This is a genomic window from Limnohabitans sp. (assembly GCF_030158565.1).
Taxonomy (GTDB): Bacteria; Pseudomonadota; Gammaproteobacteria; order Burkholderiales; family Burkholderiaceae_C; genus Limnohabitans_A.
In genome coordinates this window covers 1-18,960 of the sequence record NZ_JAOASQ010000012.1, presented here as the reverse complement: position 1 = coordinate 18,960, position 18,960 = coordinate 1, and the positions used below count along the sequence as shown (strand labels likewise).

Annotated in this window: 20 protein-coding genes; 11 read left to right on the top strand and 9 right to left on the bottom strand. The window is 60.5% G+C overall.

What is annotated here, in order from left to right; genetic code table 11:
* A partial coding sequence (locus Q1W40_RS02235; RefSeq protein WP_300708446.1) for a molybdopterin cofactor-binding domain-containing protein occupies nt 1-809 on the bottom strand: 809 nt, incomplete at its 3' end.
* A gap of 17 nt (nt 810-826) precedes the next feature.
* Nucleotides 827-1,291, bottom strand: a complete 465-nt coding sequence (locus Q1W40_RS02230) for a (2Fe-2S)-binding protein (RefSeq protein ID WP_300708444.1) — start codon at nt 1,289-1,291, stop codon at nt 827-829.
* A gap of 243 nt (nt 1,292-1,534) precedes the next feature.
* Between Q1W40_RS02230 and Q1W40_RS02225 the strand changes: the two genes are divergently transcribed.
* The 3 genes from Q1W40_RS02225 to Q1W40_RS02215 all read left to right on the top strand — a co-directional run bounded on the left by Q1W40_RS02225 (nt 1,535) and on the right by Q1W40_RS02215 (nt 3,258).
* Nucleotides 1,535-2,182, top strand: a complete 648-nt coding sequence (locus Q1W40_RS02225; RefSeq protein WP_300708442.1) for a glutathione S-transferase — start codon at nt 1,535-1,537, stop codon at nt 2,180-2,182.
* 162 nt (nt 2,183-2,344) lie between these two features.
* Nucleotides 2,345-2,704 (top strand): TraR/DksA family transcriptional regulator, encoded by a 360-nt coding sequence (locus tag Q1W40_RS02220; protein WP_300708440.1) that lies wholly within the window; start codon nt 2,345-2,347, stop codon nt 2,702-2,704.
* Nucleotides 2,705-2,844: 140 nt separating this feature from the next.
* Nucleotides 2,845-3,258 (top strand): VOC family protein, encoded by a 414-nt coding sequence (locus Q1W40_RS02215; protein ID WP_300708438.1) that lies wholly within the window; start codon nt 2,845-2,847, stop codon nt 3,256-3,258.
* A gap of 25 nt (nt 3,259-3,283) precedes the next feature.
* On the opposite strand, the gene mrdA is transcribed toward Q1W40_RS02215, so the two are convergent.
* The 4 genes from mrdA to Q1W40_RS02195 all read right to left on the bottom strand — a co-directional run bounded on the left by mrdA (nt 3,284) and on the right by Q1W40_RS02195 (nt 7,859).
* On the bottom strand, nt 3,284-5,269 hold the full coding sequence (mrdA, locus tag Q1W40_RS02210) for a penicillin-binding protein 2 (protein ID WP_300708436.1): 1,986 nt from the start codon (nt 5,267-5,269) through the stop codon (nt 3,284-3,286).
* A gap of 2 nt (nt 5,270-5,271) precedes the next feature.
* Nucleotides 5,272-5,793 (bottom strand): rod shape-determining protein MreD, encoded by a 522-nt coding sequence (gene mreD, locus Q1W40_RS02205; protein ID WP_108326862.1) that lies wholly within the window; start codon nt 5,791-5,793, stop codon nt 5,272-5,274.
* Entirely contained in the window at nt 5,790-6,743 is a 954-nt protein-coding gene (gene mreC, locus Q1W40_RS02200) for a rod shape-determining protein MreC (protein ID WP_300708432.1), read from the bottom strand. Before mreC ends, mreD begins: the two co-directional genes overlap by 4 nt.
* Nucleotides 6,744-6,815: 72 nt before the next feature.
* Nucleotides 6,816-7,859: a rod shape-determining protein gene (locus Q1W40_RS02195; protein ID WP_062408136.1), complete on the bottom strand. Its 1,044-nt coding sequence runs from the start codon at nt 7,857-7,859 to the stop codon at nt 6,816-6,818.
* A 212-nt stretch (nt 7,860-8,071) separates the two neighbouring features.
* Here Q1W40_RS02195 and gatC point away from each other — a divergent pair, with 212 nt between their 5' ends.
* The 3 genes from gatC to gatB are packed head-to-tail and all read left to right on the top strand — an operon-like array spanning nt 8,072 to nt 11,291.
* Nucleotides 8,072-8,371: an Asp-tRNA(Asn)/Glu-tRNA(Gln) amidotransferase subunit GatC gene (gene gatC / locus Q1W40_RS02190; RefSeq protein ID WP_300708429.1), complete on the top strand. Its 300-nt coding sequence runs from the start codon at nt 8,072-8,074 to the stop codon at nt 8,369-8,371.
* Nucleotides 8,372-8,374: 3 nt separating this feature from the next.
* The gene (gene gatA / locus Q1W40_RS02185) at nt 8,375-9,835 is read left to right on the top strand and encodes an Asp-tRNA(Asn)/Glu-tRNA(Gln) amidotransferase subunit GatA (protein WP_300708427.1); all 1,461 of its coding nucleotides are present in this window, start codon (nt 8,375-8,377) and stop codon (nt 9,833-9,835) included.
* Between the two features lie 4 nt (nt 9,836-9,839).
* The gene (gatB, locus tag Q1W40_RS02180; protein ID WP_300708425.1) at nt 9,840-11,291 is read left to right on the top strand and encodes an Asp-tRNA(Asn)/Glu-tRNA(Gln) amidotransferase subunit GatB; all 1,452 of its coding nucleotides are present in this window, start codon (nt 9,840-9,842) and stop codon (nt 11,289-11,291) included.
* Between the two features lie 84 nt (nt 11,292-11,375).
* On the opposite strand, the gene Q1W40_RS02175 is transcribed toward gatB, so the two are convergent.
* The gene (locus tag Q1W40_RS02175) at nt 11,376-12,389 is read right to left on the bottom strand and encodes a fumarylacetoacetate hydrolase family protein (RefSeq protein WP_300708423.1); all 1,014 of its coding nucleotides are present in this window, start codon (nt 12,387-12,389) and stop codon (nt 11,376-11,378) included.
* Between the two features lie 102 nt (nt 12,390-12,491).
* Here Q1W40_RS02175 and Q1W40_RS02170 point away from each other — a divergent pair, with 102 nt between their 5' ends.
* From Q1W40_RS02170 to Q1W40_RS02160, 3 genes are read left to right on the top strand one after another with little or no spacing between them, the layout of a single operon-like run.
* Nucleotides 12,492-13,313 (top strand): IclR family transcriptional regulator, encoded by an 822-nt coding sequence (locus Q1W40_RS02170; protein WP_300708421.1) that lies wholly within the window; start codon nt 12,492-12,494, stop codon nt 13,311-13,313.
* Between the two features lie 14 nt (nt 13,314-13,327).
* The gene (locus Q1W40_RS02165; RefSeq protein WP_300708419.1) at nt 13,328-14,467 is read left to right on the top strand and encodes a DUF3108 domain-containing protein; all 1,140 of its coding nucleotides are present in this window, start codon (nt 13,328-13,330) and stop codon (nt 14,465-14,467) included.
* A gap of 53 nt (nt 14,468-14,520) precedes the next feature.
* Entirely contained in the window at nt 14,521-14,802 is a 282-nt protein-coding gene (locus Q1W40_RS02160; RefSeq protein WP_300708417.1) for a DUF3567 domain-containing protein, read from the top strand.
* Between the two features lie 28 nt (nt 14,803-14,830).
* Here the strand turns inward: Q1W40_RS02160 and Q1W40_RS02155 are convergent, their stop codons facing one another.
* Nucleotides 14,831-15,925 (bottom strand): AbrB family transcriptional regulator, encoded by a 1,095-nt coding sequence (locus Q1W40_RS02155; protein WP_233250123.1) that lies wholly within the window; start codon nt 15,923-15,925, stop codon nt 14,831-14,833.
* Nucleotides 15,918-17,252 (bottom strand): aminotransferase class III-fold pyridoxal phosphate-dependent enzyme, encoded by a 1,335-nt coding sequence (locus tag Q1W40_RS02150; RefSeq protein WP_300708414.1) that lies wholly within the window; start codon nt 17,250-17,252, stop codon nt 15,918-15,920. The genes Q1W40_RS02155 and Q1W40_RS02150 overlap by 8 nt, the downstream gene beginning before the upstream one ends.
* Before the next feature lie 169 nt (nt 17,253-17,421).
* Here Q1W40_RS02150 and purU point away from each other — a divergent pair, with 169 nt between their 5' ends.
* Both purU and Q1W40_RS02140 read left to right on the top strand, forming a co-directional pair.
* Complete coding sequence (gene purU, locus Q1W40_RS02145) at nt 17,422-18,270, top strand: formyltetrahydrofolate deformylase (RefSeq protein ID WP_300708412.1); 849 nt, start codon at nt 17,422-17,424, stop codon at nt 18,268-18,270.
* A gap of 7 nt (nt 18,271-18,277) precedes the next feature.
* The coding region (locus Q1W40_RS02140) for a LysR substrate-binding domain-containing protein (protein WP_300708410.1) at nt 18,278-18,960 on the top strand (683 nt) is incomplete at its 3' end.

Sequence of the window (18,960 nt, the reverse complement as noted above, 5' to 3'; positions counted from 1 at the left end):
TTGGCGCGCCACCAGGAGTCGGCCACCACGGCCACGCCGTCGCTGACCTGCACCACGGCTTGCACGCCAGGCATGGCCTTGGCTTGTGCGCCGTCAAAGCTCTTGACCTTGCCGCCAATGACAGGGCACTGCACGATGGTGGCGTACACCATGCCGGGCAGCTTGACGTCGATACCAAACTCGGCCGTGCCATTGGTTTTGGCGGGGGTGTCCAAGCGCTTGGTGCGCTTGCCCACAATGCGGAAGTCTTTGGGGTCCTTGATGGCTGGTTTCTCAGGCACGGGCAACTTGGATGCCGCTGCGGCCATGGCGCCATACGTGGCTTTTTTGCCGTTGGGGCCGATCAACATGCCCTTGTCGGCCTTGATCTGTGCGCGGTCCACTTTCCACTCTGCGGCGGCAGCGGACACCAGCATTTCACGCACTTGGGCACCTGCGACGCGCAGCTTTTCCCAGCTGCCGCGCACGGAGGTCGAACCACCGGTGATCTGTGCACCCAACAGGGCATTGACATAAGCCTCACCCGGAGGTGCATCGACCACCTTGATCTGGCTGAGGTCCACGTTGAGTTCTTCGGCCACCAACATGGGCATGGAGGTGTGAACGCCTTGACCCATTTCAGAGTGGGCGCTCAGGATGGTGATGCTGTTGTCGTCTGCGATGTGCACCCAGGCATTGGGCGTGCTCACGGTGCCCGCAGCCATGGCTTGCCCCAGGGTGCCTGGCAGGTTGACAGCCATCAGCAGGCCACCGGTCACGGCTGCGCTGGTCTTGAGGAATGAGCGGCGAGAAGTTTGGATTTCAGTCATGTGTGTTCTCCAGCGGATCAGGCTTTGCGCATCGTGGCGGCGGCATCTTTGATGGCGGCGCGGATACGGGGGTAAGTGCCGCAGCGGCAGATGTTGCCGCTCATCGCGTTGTCGATGTCGGCATCGCTGGGGTTGGTGTTCTTGGCGAGCAAGGCTGCAGCGCTCATGAGCTGGCCCGACTGGCAATAGCCACACTGCGGCACATCGTGCTTGATCCAGGCCACTTGCAGGGGGTGGTTGTTTTTGGCAGACAGACCTTCGACCGTGGCCACCTTCTTACCGGACACGGCACTCAAAGGCGTCTGGCAAGAGCGAACGGCTTCGCCGTTCACATGCACCGTGCAAGCACCGCACAAAGCCGCACCGCAACCGAACTTGGTGCCCGTCATGCCCAGTTCGTCACGCAAAACCCACAACAAGGGGGTATCGGTTTCGGCATTGGCCTTGGCAGGCTTGCCATTGACTTGAAAATTCACGCTCATCAAGGTCTCCTCGTATAGAAATGAAATCTGAATCAGAGTACCGGATTTCACAGCTGGGATGCACGTTGAAAACCCTCACGCCATGTCATTCGAGGGACACCCTCGTGCGCCAAGAATCTGAGTGATGGGCTGCAAGTCCGAAGTCTGTGGCTGAGCACACTTGGCCAAATGGTCATCTGCGCGACGCCCTCAACAACTTGATCGCTTTACGCTTGACTGACACTTCAACCATCTGGAGACCCCATGCTCACACTCTGCGGCTTTGCAGCCAGCAACTATTACAACAAAGTCAAATTCGCCTTGCTCGAAAAAGGCGTTCCCTTCGCGGAAGAACTCGCCTGGGTCGGCAAGACCGATCCCGCAGCCAGCCCCATTGGCAAAGTGCCTTACATCAAAACGCCACAAGGCCCTGTGTGCGAGTCGGCTGTGATCATGGAGTACATCGAACAGCAATACCCGCAAACGCCCTTGTTGCCCTCCGATCCGTTTGCAGCGGCCAAGGTCCGCGAACTGGTGACCTTTCTGGAGTTGCACCTGGAGCTGGTGGCTCGCAACCTCTACCCAGAGGCTTTCTTTGGCGGCAAAGTCAGCGACAGCGCCAAAGAAAAAACAGGCGCACAGCTGGAAAAAAACATTGCCGCCTTCGCGGCATTGGCCAAGTTCTCCCCATACGTGGCCGGCGACACATTGACCTTGGCCGATTGTGCTGCCGTGGTCCACTTGCCGCTGATTTCGGGTGCCACCAAGCTGATCTATGGACGTGACTTCATGGCCGATCTGCCGACACGGGACTACATGAAATTCATGGGTGAGCGCGCCAGCTTGCAGCAAGTCAACGCCGACCGCAAAGCCAATATGGAGCTGATGCTCTCGCGCATGAAAGCCAAATAAGCACCGTCCATCCCACACAGCAAGGGCCGCCCAATGGGCGGCCCTTTTGCTTGGCCCATCCCTGTTTTGCAGTACATCAAATGCAGCAGGCCCGGCCTGACTTCACCGCTGCAGATTGATGCACATCAACATCACAGGTCCTGCGAAGCCTAGGATGGCTGCATGAACACATCTTCGCCACTCCACCAAGAGCGCCTTCTGCGTGAACGCGCTGAACTCCTCAAACGCATCGCCCAAGAACGCGGGGGCTTGGTCTCTCGCGTGGACATGGCGGCCGAACACGATGTGCGCGATTTTGAAAACCGGGCACAAGCCATTTCGGAGCGCGACGATGAATTCGCGATGAACGAACATGAAACCGCCGAACTGGGTGCACTGGACGCCGCACTGGAACGGCTGGCTGCAGGACTGTACGGCACGTGCAAAGACTGCGGCGTGTCCATACCCGAAGCACGTTTGGCCGCCTACCCGGCCACATTGCGCTGCATCGATTGCCAGACTGCCGCCGAAAAAAACCATTGACCCATTTGAAACAGAGCGCCTTCATGTGCACTTGTCGTGCCGTGGTTTGAATGGCACACCACCAAGCGCACGTTGTCGTGTTTGACCGGGCACACATTCAAGCGCAACACCCCCAATCACAGGCTGCTATGCTTTGCGGCATGCGCAGCCTGTTTCATTTCGCCTTCCACGTGACCAACCTTGACGAAGCCCGCCGCTTTTATGGCGGTGTGCTCGGCTGCAAGGAAGGCCGCTCCACCGACACCTGGGTGGACTTCGACTTCTTTTCGCACCAGATCTCTTTGCATTTGGGCGAGCCCTTCAGGACCAGCAACACCGGACGTGTCGGTGAACACCTGGTGCCCATGCCGCACTTTGGCTTGATCTTGCAAGAAGCCGATTGGCAAGCATTGGCCCATCGCTTGCAATCGAATGGCCTGCAGTTTGTGATTGCGCCGCACTTGCGGTTTGCGGGCCAGCCGGGAGAGCAATGGACCATGTTCTTCATGGACCCGTTTGGCAACCCGATCGAAGTCAAGGGCTTCGCTTCATTGGACACGGTCTACCAAAGTTGAACGGCCTTGCAGCAGCCGCTTGCGCTCAGCGCAAGCCGTCGCTGGACTTCTTGGTGTCCAGCACAATGTCCTGCTTGGCGCGGGGCGTCCCAATTGGGCGCGAGCTTTGGCCTTGCTGCGTGGCCAGAATATCCTCTTCACTCGGATACTGCCCCTGTAACCAGTAATCAAACACGCGACGGGCAATGGGGGCCGCGGAAACCGCACCAAAGCCTGCATTTTCGACCACCAAGGCCAGCGCAATTTGAGGCGCTTCAGCCGGTGCAAAAGCCATGTACAGCGCATGATCGCGCTGGTACTCGCTCATTTTTCTGGCGTTGTATTTTTCCTTTTGGCCAATCGTGACCGCTTGCGCCGTGCCGGTTTTGCCAGCGCTTTGGTAACTGGCCCCTGCAAACACCTGAGCCGATGTCCCGGAAGTGGCCACGCCCACCAAGCCATTGCGCACCACCGCAATGTGATCGGGGTTGTAGCCCAAATTAACAGGCGCCTTGTCCGAGACCGCTGATTGGGCATGGGTCAACGCGTCTTGTGTGGCCTTGACCACCCGTGGTGTGTACTTCTGCCCCCCGCTGGCCACTGTGGCTGTGGCAGAAGCCAATTGCAGCATGGTGAAGTTGTTGTACCCCTGACCAATGCCCAAAGAAATCGTCTCACCGCCAAACCACTTTTGCTGCTCCGGACGCTTGTAGTAATTGCGCTTCCAATCGGTACTGGGCAAGATGCCGCGCACCTCACCGGGCAGATCGATGCCCGTGATTTGTCCGAAACCCAGGGGTTTCATGAAGTCGTGGATGGTGTCCACCCCCATCTCGTTGGCCAGTGAGTAGTAATACACGTTGCTGGACAGGACGATGGAGCGGACCATGTCCACCGGACCCAAACCAGAATCGCCATGGCTGCGGAACGTGTGGCCACCGAAAGTCCAAGAGCCATTGTCGTGGATGATCGCGCTGGCACTGCGCTTGCCTGTGGTCAAAGCGCCCAAGGCCATGAAGGGCTTGTAAGTAGACCCCGGTGGATATGTGCCTCGCAGCGCACGGTTGAGCAAGGGTTTGTCTATCGACTCATTGAGCATCTGCCAGTTTTCCTGGTCAATGCCATCCACAAACAAGTTGGGATCAAAAGTCGGCTTGCTCACAAAAGCCAGCACTTCCCCGGTATTGGGGTCCAGTGCCACCAAGGCCCCTCGCCGATTACCGAACAAGTCTTCCACCATCTTTTGCAAGCGGATGTCGATGGACAACACCACGTTTTGACCGGGCGTCGCGGGGCGGCTGGACAAGCTGCGCGTAGCACGACCACCGGCAGAAGTTTCGACCTGGTTAACACCCGTGATGCCATGCAACTCGCGCTCATAGCGCTGCTCCACGCCCAGCTTGCCGATGTATTCAGTGCCCCGGTAATTGCCGGACTCGTCGTCTTCTTCGATGCGCTCTTTTTCTTTGGGGTTGATGCGCCCAATGTAGCCAATCACATGGCTGGCCAACTCACCGAAAGGGTATTGGCGAAATAATCGCGCCTTGATGTCCACGCCAGGAAAGCGGTAACGTTGCGCACTGAACCGGGCAACCTCTTCATCGGTCAATCGGGTGCGAATGGGCAGCGAATCAAAGCTCTTGGATTCTTCACGCAGTCGCTTGAAGCGACGGCGATCTTTGACTTGAATGTCCACCAACTCGGACAGCTCGTTGATGGTGGTTTCCAGATCTTTGACCTTGGATGGCGTGATTTCCAGGGTGTAGGCCGAATAGTTGCTGGCCAGCACGACCCCATTGCGGTCGAGGATCGTTCCACGAGGGGGCACGGTCGGCAACACAGCTGTGCGGTTGTTCTCGGCCTGCTCCAGCAAGTCATCGTGCCGCACAACCTGCAAATAAGCCAATCGTGTCAGCAGCAAAAGAAAGCAAACCAGCACCACCGCCTGAACCACGATCACGCGTTCACGGAACCGGTAAATATCGGCCTGCGTATCGCGCAGTTCAGCAAGCGAAGGCAGACTCAAAGCCATGGTCAAAGTGGACGAATGTCGTCAGGTGCAAAGGCACGTCTTTGCGGCGCCAGCAACAAAGCCCCGACCAAGGGCCACAACGTCGCTTGCAACAGGGGTGAAAACAGCTGACTCCAGTGAGGCCAAGCGTCTTGAACGATCAAGCGCGTGATCCATTCCACCAAAGCTGCAACGATGAAAAGAGGCACGATCTGCAAAGCTTGCTCACGCAGGGGAAACCACAACAAGCGACGCTGGATAGCCAAAGCGATGCTGCTCAACACCACATAGGACAAAGCGTTTTGACCCAGCAACGCAGACTCGTGCACATCCAGCGCCAATCCCAGAACAAAAGCAAGCAGCAAACCTACACGTCGCGGTTGGTGAACATTCCAAAACACCACAACGATGGCCAACACATCTGGCAGCCAGCGCATGCCAGACAAACCCAACAGCATGTTCACGAGCAATGCCAACACCAAGGTGAATGCAATGAAACGAGGGTTGACGGGCAGCAGGAGTGGCCGACCTGCGGGCATGATCATGGCTTGCCTCCTGTCGCTTGTCCGGCGGCGGCCGTAGCGTTCGATTTGTGTTTGCCGCCGCTTGGCACCGGCACCACCGGTGCGGGTGGCGCAGGCCAGTCTTTTACCGGCGTAAGCACCAGCAAATGACGTCCTCGCGAAACGGCCATGGGTTTAGCATGAACCCTCGCAAAAGAGGAGTCAACGCGGCGGTCAATTTGAACAATGGTGCCGACATGCAAACCCGCCGGATAGACCCCATCAATACCACTGGTGGTCAACAAGTCGCCTTGCTTCATGTCCGCACCTGCAGGCACAAACTTCAGCTCCAAAGACCCACCCAAAGTACCGGGGTCACCATTGGCCACATGGCGAGTCCCTGTACGGGCGTTCATCACGGGAATGCTTTGTCCTCGATCAGTGAGCATGGTGACTTCGCTGACCAAGGGGTACACACGCGTGACTTGCCCAAAGACACCGGCCGCATCGATCACGGCAGAGCCTGGCTCAATGCCTGCCAATTGCCCACGATCGACCACCACACGCTCACTGTAGGCATCGGTGGTTCCGTACAAAACTTGAACAGGCTTGGAGGGGCCTGAGAAATCTTTCCGCAAATCCAGCAATTCGCGCAGTTGCTTGTTCTCCTGCAGAAGTTGCTCCACTTGCTGCAAGCGTTGGGTTTGCGATATGGACCGCGTCTGGAAACTTTGCGCGGCATCCCGGGCCTCATCCAGGTCCACAAAATAATCGCCCACAGCATGACCCAAACGGCTCGGCTGCAAAGACAACCACTGCAAAGGCGCCAACACCATGGCGATGCCGGCACGGACGGGGTAAGAAATTTTGAGTCGGTGGTCCGCCGCCATCAGCAAAATGGACAACAAAGCCAACAGCACCAGTTTGGAAGTTGCGGACAAGCCATGCCGAAAGATCGGCGGCACACTGCGCTCAAAGGTATCCAGAGCCATAGTCGGGATGCACCGGATTCAGAGTTGATGAAAGACCGTGGAGGACCTGCGTGGTGCAGGCCCGCAGGTGCTTTACTCGCTGGTGAAAATGCTGCCCAGCTGGTCCATGCGCTCCAGCGCCATGCCGCAACCACGGGCCACGCAGGTCAGCGGGTCTTCGGCCACCAACACGGGCAAGCCTGTTTCTTCGGCCAGCAGGCGGTCCAAGTCACGCAACAAAGCGCCACCACCGGTGAGCATCATGCCGCGCTCGGCAATGTCGGCGCCCAACTCAGGCGGCGTGTGCTCCAGTGCAGTTTTGACGGCCGAGACTATCTGGTTGAGCGGATCGGTCAGGGCTTCGAGGATCTCGTTGGAGCTGATGGTGAAGCTGCGCGGCACGCCTTCGGACAGGTTGCGGCCCTTGACTTCCATTTCCTTGACTTCGCTGCCCGGGAAGGCAGAGCCGATGTTCTTCTTGATGGCTTCGGCCGTAGGCTCGCCAATCAGCATGCCGTAGTTGCGGCGGATGTAGCTGATGATGGCTTCGTCAAACTTGTCGCCACCCACGCGCACGCTGCCCTTGTAGACCATGCCACCCAGCGAGATCACGCCCACTTCGGTCGTGCCGCCACCGATGTCCACCACCATGGAGCCCGATGCTTCCGACACAGGCAAGCCCGCGCCGATGGCCGCGGCCATGGGTTCTTCGATCAGGTAGACCTCGGATGCGCCTGCACCCAAAGCCGACTCACGGATGGCACGGCGCTCGACCTGGGTCGAACCACAAGGCACACAGATGATGATGCGGGGGCTTGGACGGAAGGTGCTGCGAGGGTGCACCATGCGGATGAACTGCTTGAGCATCTGCTCTGTCACAGTGAAGTCGGCGATCACGCCATCCTTCATGGGGCGGATGGCTTCGATGTTGCCGGGCACTTTGCCCAGCATGGCCTTGGCTTCGTGGCCCACGGCTTGCAAGGTTTTCTTGCCTTGGGGGCCACCTTCGTGACGGATCGCCACCACGGATGGCTCGTCCAGCACGATGCCCTTGTCACGCACAAAAATCAGGGTGTTGGCAGTGCCCAGGTCGATGGCCAGGTCACTGGAAAAATAACGGCGGAATGAAGAAAACATTCGGGAATCCTTAGGGGCCTCAACCGATCTGCTGTGGAGGGCTGGGATGGGTGGGCACAACAATCAAATCTGGGATAGCGTGCGGTCTTGCGCGAAGACCGTTCTTGACGCTGCAGTAAACACAGGATAATACCCGATCCCCTGGTCAAAGGCGTACGTTTGTTCACCCTATGGCCCGGAAAAAATTTGACCTTTACAACTCTTTTCAAACCATGTCCCTGACCCCGCAGGATATTGCCCGGATCGCGAACCTCGCCCGTCTGGAGCTCAAGCCCGAAGAAAGTGAGCGCATGCTCTCGCAAATCAATGGCTTTTTTGGCATCGTCGAAGCCATGCAAGCCGTAGACACCACCGGCATCACTCCCATGGCCCACCCCGTGGCGGCCATCCAGGACATCACGCTGCGCCTGCGCCCTGACGTGGCCAGCGAGCCCAACCAACGCGATTTGAACCAGCAAAGCGCCCCCGCCGTCGAGCGCGGCCTGTTTTTGGTTCCCAAAGTCATCGAGTAAGCCATGAGTGATCTGCACAACCTCAGCGTGAAAGCGCTGGCCAGTCTTTTGCAAACCAAAGAAGTCAGCGCGGTCGAAGTCGCCACGCGATTCCTGACCCGCATGGGTGGCAACCCGCACAACGCCTTTCTGGACATCGACAGCGAAGTGACGCTGGCCCAAGCCCGCGCCTCGGACGCCAAGCTGGCTGACGGCACCGCTGGCCCGCTGGAAGGCGTGCCCGTGGCACACAAAGACGTGTTCGTCACCCGTGATTTCGCCACCACCGCAGGCTCCAAAATCCTGAGCGGCTACCGCTCGCCCTTTGACGCCACCGTGGTGCAGCGCCTGCGCACAGCGGGCATGGTCAGCTTGGGCAAGCTCAACTGCGACGAATTCGCCATGGGCTCGGCCAACGAAAACTCGGCTTACGGCCCGGTCACCAACCCCTGGGACAGCACCCGCGTACCTGGCGGCTCGTCGGGCGGCAGCGCAGCTGCCGTGGCGGCCCGCCTGGTGCCTGCCGCCACCGGCACCGACACCGGCGGCTCGATCCGCCAGCCGGCCAGCTTTTGCGGCATCACCGGCATCAAGCCCACCTATGGCCGCGCCAGCCGCTACGGCATGATCGCCTACGCCTCGAGCCTGGACCAGGCTGGCCCCATGGCCCGCAGCGCCGAAGACTGCGCACTCTTGCTGAGTACCATGTGCGGCGGCGACATCGACCGCGACTCGACCTCGCTGGACATGCGGACCGAAGACTTCAGGGCATCGTTGAACAACTCGCTCGAAGGCCTGCGCATTGGCGTGCCTAAGGAGTTCTTTGGTGAAGGCCTGGCGGCCGATGTGCGCGCCGCCGTGGACGGTGCTTTGCGCGAGTATGAAAAGCTCGGCGCCAAGCTGGTGCCCATCAGCCTGCCGCGCACCGAATTGTCGATTCCCGTCTACTACATCATTGCCCCGGCCGAAGCCAGCTCCAACCTCAGCCGCTTTGACGGCGTGAAGTTTGGCCACCGCGCCAAGGACTACACCGACCTGGTGGACATGTACAAAAAGACCCGCGCCGAAGGCTTTGGCAACGAGGTCAAGCGCCGCATCATGACGGGCGCTTATGTGCTGAGTCACGGTTACTACGACGCCTACTACCTGCAGGCGCAAAAAATCCGCCGCATGATCGCCGACGACTTCCAGAACGCGTTCAAGCAGTGCGACGTGATCGCTGGCCCCGTGGCCCCTTCGGTGGCCTGGAAGTTTGGCGAGAACGCCAACGACCCGGTGGCCGACTACCTGGCCGACATCTTCACCCTGCCCGCCTCGCTGGCGGGTCTGCCCGGCATGAGCGTGCCCGCAGGCTTTGGCGCGGGCGGCATGCCCGTGGGCCTGCAGCTGATCGGCAACTACTTCAAGGAAGCCCAGTTGCTGAACGCCGCACACCGCCTGCAACAAGCCACCGATTTCCACCTCCAGAAACCAGCGGGGGTTTAAGACCATGAGCAAACTCGTCCAAGGCTACGAAGTCGTCATCGGCTTTGAAACACACGCCCAACTCTCGACCAACAGCAAGATCTTCAGCCGCGCCCCCACGGCCTTCGGTGCCGAAGCCAACACGCAAGCCTGCGCGGTGGACATGGCCCTGCCCGGCACGCTGCCCGTGATGAACATCGGCGCTGTGGAACGCGCGATTGAATTTGGCTTGGCCATCAACGCGCACATTGCCGAGCGCAGCATCTTTGCGCGCAAAAACTACTTCTACCCCGACCTGCCCAAGGGCTACCAGATCAGCCAATTCGAGATCCCGGTGGTGCAAGGTGGCGAGGTGTCGTTCTTCCTCGAAGAAGGCAAAGAAACGGTGCGCAAAACCGTGCGCCTGGAGCGCGCCCACCTCGAAGAAGACGCGGGCAAATCACTGCACGAAGACTTCATTGGTCAAAGCGGCATCGACCTGAACCGCGCTGGCACGCCGCTCTTGGAAATCGTGACGCGCCCCGACATGAGCAGCAGTGAAGAAGCTGTGGCCTACGCCAAAGAACTGCACAAAATCGTGACCTGGATTGGCATCTGCGACGGCAACATGCAAGAAGGCAGCTTCCGCTGCGACGCCAACGTGTCGGTGCGCAAACCCGGCGAGCCCTTGGGCACCCGCCGCGAGATCAAGAACCTGAACAGCTTCAAGTTCATGCAGCAGGCCATCGACTACGAAGTGCGCTGGCAAATCGACCAAATCGAAGACGGCCACACCATCCAGCAAGCCACCGTGCTGTTCGACCCCGACACGGGCGAGACCCGCGCCATGCGCACCAAGGAAGACGCCGCCGACTACCGCTACTTCCCCGACCCGGACCTGCCACCGCTGGTGATCGGCCGCGACTGGGTCGAGCGCGTCAAAGGCGAGATGGCCGAACTGCCCCGCGTGATGGCCGAGCGCTTCGTCAAAGACTACGCCCTGCCCGAATACGACGCCACGCAGCTGACCCAAAGCAAGGCGGTCGCCGCCTACTTTGAAGCCACAGCCAAAGCCTGCGGCCAAGCCAAACTGGCCAGCAACTGGATCATGGGCGAAGTCTCACGCCGCCTGAACGCCAGCGAACTCAGCATCGAACAAGCGCCCGTGAGCGCGGCCCAACTCGCCGCCCTGATCGGCCGCATCAGCGACAACACCATCAGCAACAACGCGGCGCGTCAGGTGTTTGAAGGTCTGTGGAATCAAGAAGGCGAAGTCGACGCCATCATCGAAGCCAAAGGCCTCAAGCAGATGAACGACACCGGCGAGCTGGAAAAGATCATCGACGAAGTGCTGGCCGCCAACCCCAAGAACGTGGAAGAGTTCAAGGCCGGTAACGCCAAAGCACTGAACGGCCTGGTCGGCCCGATCATGAAGGCCAGCAAGGGCAAGGCCAATCCGGGGCAGGTGAATGCTTTGTTGATGAAGAAGCTGGGCTGATCGAGTTCTTCACCCTCAGCCGTTTGCGCTTCATCGGTGAAGCGCAAACGGCTTTTTTACGCTCCACACACCTTCAGGAGCGCGTCATGCCTGGTTCAAAGGCACAATTTCTTGCTCGATCGCGCCAAACAAGCTTTCGCCATTTTGACCCTTCATCTCGATGCGGATGGTGTCGCGGAACTTCATGAATTCGGTGCTGGGCTTGCCGTCCAGGATGGTCTCGATGGCGCGTTTTTCGGCGATGCAGCTGTAGCCCTTGGGCCATTCGGGTTTGCCTTTGACTTCCACGCTCTTGTTGCTCACCGTGCCGCTGCCCACGATGGAGCCCGCACGCACATTGCGGGTTTTGCAGATGTGGGCGATCAGCTGGCCGAAATGGAAGGTCATCTCGGGACCGGCTTCGCACATGCCCACTTTGCGGCCGTTCCAGGTGGACTGCAGCGTCAGGTGCACGCGGCCGCCTTGCCAGGCGTCGCCCAACTCGTCGGGCGTGATGGCCACGGGACTGAAGGCGGTGGCCGGTTTGCTCTGGAAGAAGCCAAAGCCCTTGGCCAACTCGTTCGGGATCAAGTTGCGCAGGCTCACGTCGTTGGCCAACATGATCAAGCGCACGGCGTCGATGGCATCGTCGGCGCTGGTTTGCATGGGCACGTCACCGGTGATGACGGCGATCTCGGCTTCAAAGTCGATGCCGAAGGCCTCGTTGGCGCACACCACCGGGTCGCGCGGACCGATGAAGTCATCGCTGCCACCCTGGTACATCAGCGGGTCGGTGTAGAAGCTGCTGGGCACTTCGGAGTTGCGGGCTGCGCGCACCAACTCCACGTGGTTGATGTAGGCCGAGCCATCGGCCCACTGGTAGGCGCGTGGCAAAGGCGCCATGCACTGCTCAGGGTCAAACGGGAACGCATGGCGCGCTTTGCCTTGGTTGAGCGTGGTGTACAGGTCTTCGAGTTGAGGTGCCAGAAAGTTCCAGTCGTCCAACACTTGCTGCATTTTGGTCGCGATGCCGGTCGCATAATGGGCTGTGCTCAAATCACGCGAAACCACCACCAGTTGACCATCGCGTGAGCCGTCTTTGTATGTCGCCAATTTCATGTTGTGTGTGTCCGTTTGTGTCGCGATGCGCTACAGTGAGTCAGCTCACAAATTACGCATTGTTAAACTCGTTTAACTAAACGAAACTTGATTCTAGACGACATGGCCACAGACACCAACCCCGCCGAAGAAGGCAAGGAACGCGCCGGCATCCAGTCGGTCGAAGTAGGTTTTGCCTTGCTGGACGTGCTGGCCCAAGCCCCTGGCCCCCTGATGCTGCGCGACCTGGCCTCTGCAGCCGGCATGAGCGCGGCCAAAGCCCACCGCTACCTGGTCAGCTTCCAGCGGCTGGGTCTGGTGGTGCAAGACAGCACCAGCACCCGCTACGAACTGGGCCCTGCGACACTGCGCCTGGGCTTGGCCACACTGTCGCGGCTGGACGCCGTGAAGATGGCACGCGAACGCCTGCCCGCTTTGATGGAAGAAATCGGCCACACCTTGGCCTTGGCCGTCTGGGGCAACCACGGCCCAACCCTGGTGCATTGGCAGGAGTCGCCCATGGCCGCATCCGTCAATTTGCGCCTGGGCGATGTGATGCCTTTGCTGTCATCGGCCACAGGCCGTTGCTTTGCCGCCTTTGTGGGCCATGGTGGCAGCGCCGACAAAGCCCTCCCCATGATCGAGGCCGAACTGGCCTTGACCCGCAAACTTGGACGCAGCGACTTGCCCGGCACGGCAGCGCAGGTCAAAGCCATCCTGAAAGAAACCCGGGAACAAGGCTTGGGCCGCGTGGTGAACGTCTTGCTGCCGGGCATCTCCGGATTTTGTGCGCCTGTTTTCGACGCCGATGGGCACCTCGCGCTGGGCGTGGTCGCGCTGGGCTCCTCGGCCACCTTCAATGCCGAGTGGACAGGGCCCGCCGCGCAAGCACTTCGGCAGTTCGCCGTCCAACTGTCGGCCGATCTGGGCTGGCATACGGCCTGATGCACAGCCAGTCCGTGACAACGCCTACCCGCCAAATTGCCAGCAAAGGCGGCCCTTCGCGCCGCACACTGACGTGGCTGGCCGTGATCATGCTGCTCGTGCATGGGGCGGTTTTGTTGGGCATGTCGGGCAGTCTGGATTTCCAGCTGCCAGACCGGGCATCGGTACAAGTGCGCCCTCTGCAAACACGCATGATCGCGCCCCCGACGCCACCAGCGCCTGCAGTCGCACCGCCACCCAAAGCCCATCGCCCGCGCATTGCGCAAGAAGCTGCGCCAACGCCCATCATGACCCCGCCCGAAGAACCGCGGGTCAGCGCACCTGCCGAGCCTGATGCAGAGATCGCGCAGGCTTCAACGCCAACAGCAGAAACCGCCATCACGCCCGAGCCGCCACCCGCAACGCCAGCGCCACCACAAGCTGCCAGCGAACCCACCCAGTCGCTGCCCCCGGCCGAGGTGTTGCCGCACATTCCTTTGGGCGCCTTGCCCCCGTCCAGTTTGCTGCGGTACGACCTCACGGGCCAAGAAAAAGGCTTGACCTATTACGCCAGCGGCGAGCTGAACTGGCAGCACAACGACCAAGCCTACGCACTGGCCCTGTCGGTCAAAGCCTTTTTGGTGGGCTCGCGCCATTGGCGCAGTGTGGGCGACATCACCGCCGCAGGCCTGGCCCCTCGCCGCTTTTCGGACAGCTGGCGTGGCGAACGCGCTGCGCATTTCGACCGCGAGAAAAACCGCATCGTGTTCAGCGGCAACGCGCCAGAAGCCCCTTTGATCGCCGGTGCGCAAGACCAAATCAGTTTGTACGTCCAACTGGCCGCGGCCATGGCTGGCTCACCCGAGCGTTTTACCCCCGGCGCCCGGTTGCAAATTCAGACCGTCACCTTGCGCGACGCGCTGCCTTGGTTGCTGACGTTCGAGCAAACCGAAACGCTCAACGTTGACGGCCAATCGATCAACACCGTCAAATGGGTGTGCCAACCACGCAACCGCTTCGACGCCAAAGTCGAGTTCTGGGTCTCGGCTCAGCACGATTGGCTGCCCGTGCGCATTCGCATCACACAAGTCAGCGGCAGCTTCATCGATCTGAATTTGCGCAGCTTAGAAAAGCTGCCGCCCTTGCCCCAGACATCAAAAGCCACACCGCCTTGAAGTTCATTCAAAAAACCCCAGATGAGTCACAGAACTTGAGGGAGAATGAAACCATGAACTTGCTGTACGAATCTGAAACCTTTGCCGTGATGCACTTGCTGGCCAACGCGCCAGCAGAAACCGCGCCCGCCACCAGCAAGCCGCTGCTGGAACGCCATGGTTTTGAAATCGTGGACAAACGTTCCGGCAAAGAGGTGTACCTGGACGGCTCATGGGCCGAAATGTTCCAGCAACAAATCCAGGCCTGGCAGCAACACACCCCTACACAGGAAGAAGTCGAAGACACGCTGGAAGGCTATACCGGCCTGGCTCAGCAGCCTGTCGTCGTGCACTGAGAAACCACCGACCTGCAAAAAACCGCCTTCAGGCGGTTTTTTTACGACCGAGCCCCCACTGAAACATCGGCCCCACCAGCATCAGCACCGCCACCAGGCGGCAGACCTGAAACGCCGTCACCACCGGCACGCCCAGTTGCAAGACCTTGGCGGTGATCGCCATCTCGGCAATACCGCCTGGCGCGGTGCCCAAAATCAAAGTGGCGGGGTGCAGACCCGTCAGCCAGGCCATCAGCAAGCCAAAACCCAATGAAAGCGCCATCATCAGGAAAGTGCCACCGGCCACCGACAACAACCATTGCGGCGCGGTGTGGATGAATTCACGCCGAAAGCGCACACCCAGGCTCACGCCAATGACCAGCTGTGCCGCATCCGAGAGGCCATTGGGAACGGCCGACCACGCCACCCCTGACAGCGTCAAGCCCATCGAGACCAACAAAGGCCCCATGAACCATGGGTTGGTGCGCTTGACCACCACCATCAAACCGGCACCTGCCGCCGTGGCCAGCGCCAGCCACAGCAAGCCCGGCCAATGCGCCAGGCGTGGACCGGGCAGCAAGCTCGCGTCCACATGCAAGCCCCAGCGGTGTTGCGCCCACTGCATGCCAAAAGGCACCGCGATCACCACACACAGCAAGCGCACACTGTGCGCGGCCGCCACCAGGTCGGTGCGCGCACCATGGCGCTCGGACAGTAAGGTCATCTCGGACGCACCGCCAATCGCACTTGAAAAATAGGTGGTGGCGCGCAAAGCACGGGGCGACAGGTGCGCAAAGTCTGCCGCGTGCTGCCGCTGCAACCACCCACCAAACAAAGCCCCAAGCGCCAAGGCCCAGGCAATGGCCAACACAATCGCCCACCACAAGCTGACCACCAAGGCACTGACCTGCGGCGTGAAATACAGCCCCAAAGCCACGCCGATGACCCACTGCCCGGCATTGCGCAGCCAGCCCGAGCTGCTGGTCGGCAGCCCCGACATCGATGCCAGCGCCGTGACGATCAAAGGCCCCAGCATCCACGGAATCGGGGTGTGCAGCCACAGGCACAGCTGCGCGGCGCACCAAGCGGCCAGCAGCGTGGCCGTCACCCGGCCCCAAGCCCCCATGCGGGAGCCCTCACGCATGCCGTCGGATGCTGTCGGCCAGGGTCTGCACGATTTGATCGATGTGTGCGTCTTCCACGATGTAGGGCGGGCAAATCACCAGGTTTTCACCGGCAGGCCGCACCCACACGCCTTTGTGGAAGCAGTCCATGAAGATGTCGTAAGCCCGCTTGCCGGGCGAGCCCGGGATGCTGGACAGCTCCACCGCCCCAGCCAGGCCCAGCGTGCGGATGCCGACCACGTTGGGCAGCCCCTTGAACGCGCTGTGCATCGCATCGCCCAACACCTTGCCCTGCTGACCCGCACGGGCAAACAGGTTTTCTTCCTTCATCAGGTCAAGCGTGGCAATGGCGGCGGCACACGCCACGGGGTGGCCCGAATAGGTGTAGCCGTGGAAGAACTCGATCGCATGCTCGGGCGCGTTGGCATTCATCATCGCGTCGTAGATGAAGTCGCGGCAGATCACGCCGCCCAGCGGTATGACGCCGTTGGTCACCGCTTTGGCAAAGTTCAGCATGTCGGGCACCACGCCGTAATAGTCGGCGCCAAAGTTCACGCCCAAGCGTCCAAAACCGGTGATGACCTCGTCAAAAATCAGCAAGATGCCGTGCTTGTCGCAAATCTCGCGCAGGCGCTTCACATAGCCCTGGGGCGGGATGTACCAGCCCGCGCTGCCCGCGATCGGCTCCACGATGACTGCCGCCACGTTGCTCGGGTCGTGCAGCACCAAAATGCGGTTTTCCAGCTCGAGCAATGGGTCTTCGGCCCACACAGGTTCCTCGTGGTGGATGTAGGCGTGGTTCACCGGGTCGTGGATGAAGCGCATGTGGTCCACACGCGGCAGCAGCTGCGCGCCATACACCTTGCGGTTGGCCGGCAGGCCGCCCACGCTCATGCCCCCGAAGTTGACGCCGTGGTAACCCTTTTCGCGGCCAATGAACACATTGCGGTGGCCTTCTCCGCGGGCGCGGTGATAGGCCAGCGCCACTTTCAGGGCGGTGTCGGCCGCTTCAGACCCGGAGTTGCAAAACAGCACCTTGTTCAGATCGCCGGGCGCCATGGCCGCGATCATCTCTGCGGCCTTGAAGGCCTTGTCGTTGCTGGCCTGAAAAGCCGTGGCGTAGTCCAGTGTGTCCAGCTGCTTCTTGATGGCCTCGTTGATCGGGCGGCGGTTGTGGCCTGCGCCCACGCACCACAGGCTGGAGATGCCGTCGATGACCTTTTTGCCATCGTGCGTGGTGAAGTGCATGCCCTCGGCCCCCACAAACACCCGGGGGTCGTTGCGGAAAGTGCGGTTGGGCGTGAAGGGCAACCACTGGTTGTCCATGTTGAAATCGGTCTGGGCCACGGCAAAAGCTCCTCTGGATTCTTTAGACCGCCAGTTTAAGTCCCCGATCGCCGCGCCAACACCCCCTCTGGGCCCCAATGCGACAAGGCCCGCCCTCTTTACAATAGAGCCCGTCCTGAACCTGCTGCGTCCGCACCTCGAGGGACCCAGAACCACACCGCATTGCCCCATGACCACGACTTACATCCTCACCCTCTCCTGCCCTGACCGCACCGGCATCGTGCATGCCGTGTCGGGTTTCTTGCTGGAGCGCGGCGGCAACATCGAAGAAGCGGCGCAATACAACGACCACGACACCGGTCTGTTCTTCATGCGGGTGCAGTTCGCCTGTGACCAAATCGACGGCGACAGCCTCAATGCCCAATGGTCGGCCTTTGCCCAGACCTTTGACATGAAGTGGGACCTGCATGCCACCACCCAACCCATGCGCACCGTGCTCATGGTCAGCAAGGAAGGCCATTGCCTGAACGACCTGCTGTTTCGCTGGAAGAGTGGCCTGTTGCCCTTGGACATCCGTGCCATCGTGAGCAACCACCGCGAGTTCTACCAACTGGCCGCCAGCTACAACGTGCCGTTTCACCACATCCCGGTGACCAAAGACAACAAGGCGCAGGCCGAAGCCAAACAATACGAAATCATCCAGGCCGAAGGCGCCGAGCTGGTGGTGCTGGCCCGCTACATGCAAATCTTGAGTGATGACCTGTGCCGCAAGTTGGCCGGTCGCGCCATCAACATCCACCACAGCTTTTTGCCCAGCTTCAAAGGCGCCAAGCCCTATTACCAGGCGCACGACCGTGGCGTGAAGCTGATCGGCGCCACCGCCCACTACGTGACGGCCGATCTGGACGAAGGCCCGATCATCGAGCAAGACGTGGCCCGCGTGGACCACAGCAAAACGGTGGAAGACCTCACGGCCCAGGGCCGCGACACCGAAAGCCAGGTGCTGGCCCGCGCCGTCAAATGGCACAGCGAACACCGCGTGCTGATCAACGGCCACAAAACCGTGATCTTCAAGTAAGCCCAGCATGTCCGCTGCCTCCCGCATCCCACCCATCCAGTGCCTGCTGACCTTTGAGGCACTGGCCCGTTTGCGCAGCGTGACGCAGGCGGCCGAAGAGTTGTGTGTGACGCCCAGCGCGGTGAGTCACCGCGTCAAGCAGCTGGAGCAGATCATCGGCACCAAGCTGTTTGGCCGGGCCGATTTTTCATTAACCACCGAAGGCAACGAATACCTGGCCCATGTGCGCGAAGGCCTGGTGTCCCTGCAGCGCTTTCCCAGCGCCAGCAACACGCCCGGGCGCCGCAAATTGCGCCTGGCGGTCACGCCCACGTTTGCACGTTCGGTGCTGATGCCGCGGCTCAAGCACTTTCTGGACGCCTACCCCGAGATCGACATCACCATGCAAGTCAGCATTCCCCTGCTGGACGTGGTGGCCGAAGACGCCGACCTGACGGTGCGCTTTGGCACCGGCCGCTATTCGGACGTGGAACACGTCTGTTTGGCCAAGGACGAAGTCACCCCACTGGCCTCTCCCGCCTGGCTGCGCGAAAACGGCCCGTTCAGCAGCGTCGAAGAGCTGCAAGGCCAACCCCTGCTGCGCAGCCCGCTGGAGCCCTGGCGCACCTGGTTTGCCGCGCATGACCTGGACTGGCCCGAACCGATCGACGGCTCGTCCTTCAACGACATCGGCCTGATGTGCGACGCCGC